Annotated in this window: 3 protein-coding genes; 2 read left to right on the forward strand and 1 reads right to left on the reverse strand. The window is 64.8% G+C overall.

What is annotated here, in order from left to right:
• The coding region (locus AYR66_RS20905; protein WP_474647539.1) for a response regulator at positions 1 to 201 on the reverse strand (201 nt) is incomplete at its 3' end.
• A gap of 139 nt (positions 202 to 340) precedes the next feature.
• Between AYR66_RS20905 and AYR66_RS20910 the strand changes: the two genes are divergently transcribed.
• Positions 341 to 532 carry a hypothetical protein gene (locus AYR66_RS20910; protein ID WP_088709109.1) on the forward strand — a complete coding sequence of 64 codons (192 nt, stop codon included), beginning with the start codon at positions 341 to 343 and terminating at the stop codon, positions 530 to 532.
• Between the two features lie 71 nt (positions 533 to 603).
• Positions 604 to 2634 carry an NADPH-dependent 2,4-dienoyl-CoA reductase gene (locus tag AYR66_RS20915; RefSeq protein ID WP_088709110.1) on the forward strand — a complete coding sequence of 677 codons (2031 nt, stop codon included), beginning with the start codon at positions 604 to 606 and terminating at the stop codon, positions 2632 to 2634.
• Positions 2635 to 2761 lie beyond the last annotated feature (127 nt).

The following is a 2761-nucleotide window of genomic DNA, read 5'->3' on the forward strand; positions in this document are numbered from 1 at the left end:
CAGGCCGATGTCGAGCAGCACGACTTCCGGACGCCATTCCTCGACCGCGGCCACCGCTGCCAACCCGTCGAACACGACCGACACCTCGTTGCCGAGCAGGCGCAGGATTTCGCCCGCGGATTCGGCGGCGTCCACATTGTCGTCCACGACAAGGACGCGTTTGCCTTGGGCGGCGGGGATTGGAGAAAGCGCGATCGTCATTGCATTCATCCCGTATTGTCGTTGGTTGCATGCGCATCCTGCGCGGCAACGGCTATTATGGAAGTTCATCCGGCACATCCATTGACATCCATCATTGCCGCCGCCGGGAACTGCAGAAACAACGCGCCGGAGTTTCCCCTTGATCACGCTCTACGAATACACGCGCCAGCCGCGCTACTGGGTGGCGCATGATGAAGAAGGTTACTGGCTGGTGCCCGCACGCAACGGCGGGTGGGAGGACCGCGTCCCGTTTGTCGGCCATGCCGTCAACCTTCGTCTGGTCACTGATATGGAAGGCATCGACCTCGGGCTACCGGCAGGCGAGGTCTAGAGTGTTGCTACTAAGAACAGGCAGCATTCCTCTTGTAGACTCACCCGACTTGTCACCGGAGACACAACAAGATGAAGACCGCCTACCCGCACCTGCTCGCCCCGCTCGACCTCGGCTTCACCACGCTGCGCAACCGCGTGGTCATGGGCTCGATGCATACCGGCCTGGAAGACCGCTTCTTCAACTATCCGAAACTGGCCGCCTACTTCCGTGAACGCGCGAAGGGCGGCGTCGGCCTGATCGTCACCGGCGGCATCTCGCCCAGCAGGCAGGGTTGGCTGCTGCCCTTTGGCGGCACGCTGAACAGCCTGTTCGATGTGCCCAACCACCGCAAGGTCACCGGTGCCGTACATGAAGAAGGCGGCAAGATCCTGATGCAGATCCTGCACGCCGGCCGCTACGGCTACCAGCCCTTCGTGGTGTCGGCATCGGCGGTCAAGTCGCCGATCTCGATGTTCACGCCGCGCGAACTCGACGAGAAGGGCATCCTGCGCACCATCCGCGATTACGTGCGCTGCGCGACGCTGGCGAAGAAGGCCGGCTACGACGGCATCGAAGTGATGGGCAGCGAGGGCTACCTCCTCAACCAGTTCCTTTGCGCGCGCACCAACCGCCGGACCGATCGCTGGGGTGGATCGATCGAGAACCGCATGCGTTTGCCGGTGGCAATCGTGAAGCAGGTGCGCGAAGCGGTCGGCCGCGACTTCATCATCATGTACCGCCATTCGTTGCTGGACCTGGTCGAAGGCGGCAACACCTGGGATGAGGTGGTGGCGGTGGCGAAGGCGGTGGAACAGGCCGGCGCGACCATCATCAACACCGGCATCGGCTGGCACGAGGCGCGAGTACCGACCATCGTCACCTCGGTGCCGCGCGCAGCCTTCCGCAGCCTTGCGGGACGCCTGCGCAAGGAGATCGGTATCCCCGTCGTCGCGTCGAACCGCATCAACATGCCCGGCGAGGCGGAAGACATCATCGCCGGCGGCGACGCCGACATGGTCTCGATGGCGCGTCCCTTCCTCGCCGACCCGGACTTCGTGAACAAGGCCGCCGAGGGACGCGCGGACGAGATCAACACCTGCATTGCCTGCAACCAGGCCTGCCTCGACCATACCTTTTCCAACAAGCGCGCAAGCTGCCTCGTCAATCCGCGCGCCGCGCATGAGACGGAACTGGTCTACGCAAAGACGGCGCAGCCGCGCCGCGTTGCGGTGGTCGGCGCAGGACCGGCCGGATTGTCGGCGGCGACCGTGGCGGCCGAGCGCGGACATCGCGTCACGCTGTTCGAGGCGAGCGGCCGTATCGGCGGGCAGTTCAACTATGCGATGCGCGTGCCGGGCAAGGAAGAATTCCGCGAGACGCTGCGCTACTTCCGCAAGCGGGTCGAACTGACCGGCGTCGAACTCGTGCTCAACCGCAGGGTCACGCGCGAGGAATTGCTGCGGCAAGGCTTTGATGACGTGATCGTCGCCACCGGCATCGTGCCCCGTGCGCCGCGCATCGAGGGCATCGGCCATCCCAAGGTGCTGTCCTACCTCGACGTGCTGAAGGACGATGTGCCGGTCGGCAAACGCGTGGCAGTGGTCGGCGCAGGCGGGATCGGTTTCGACATCAGTGAATTCCTGCTGCACGATCCGCAGGTCGCGCTGCCTGTTCCGTTGCGGCACTGGCTGGATGAATGGGGCGTGGACCTTGATGCAGAGGCCGGCGGCGGCCTGCGCAAACCGGTTCCCGAGAAGCCGGTGCGCGAAGTCTTCCTGCTGCAGCGCAAGGCATCGAAACCTGGCGCAACACTCGGCAAGACTTCGGGCTGGGTGCATCGCGCGACCTTGCAGCGCAAGGGCGTGCAAATGCTGGCTGGCGTCGAATACCGCAGGATCGATGACCGCGGGCTGCATATCACTGTCGGCGGCGCGGAGCGCGTGCTCGAAGTGGACAATGTGGTGATCTGCGCCGGGCAGGAATCATTGAAGGAACTGATGCCCGCGGAGCAGGCAAGCAGCGGGCCGCGCTTCCACCTGATCGGCGGGGCGGCGCTGGCAGCGGAGCTGGATGCCAAGCGGGCAATCCGGGAAGGGGCGGAGCTGGCGGCGAGGATCTGATCTCGTCGCGCATCCCGCATGAAGGAAAACGCGGGCAGCCGCGTACGGCTCATGAGCGGGGAGCTGGAGCGCTGGTCGCATTCTTCCTTGCAACCGCCATGCGGAAGAGTATTGCCGCCGCCAGTGC

It is taken from the genome of Noviherbaspirillum denitrificans, from assembly GCF_002211445.1.
GTDB classification, from domain to species: domain Bacteria; phylum Pseudomonadota; class Gammaproteobacteria; order Burkholderiales; family Burkholderiaceae_D; genus Noviherbaspirillum; species Noviherbaspirillum denitrificans.

Excerpts from the sequence above, each read along its gene's own strand:
- AYR66_RS20915 (WP_088709110.1), top strand. The coding sequence starts at position 604 with ATGAAGACCGCCTACCCGCACCTGCTCGCCCCGCTCGACCTCGGCTTC.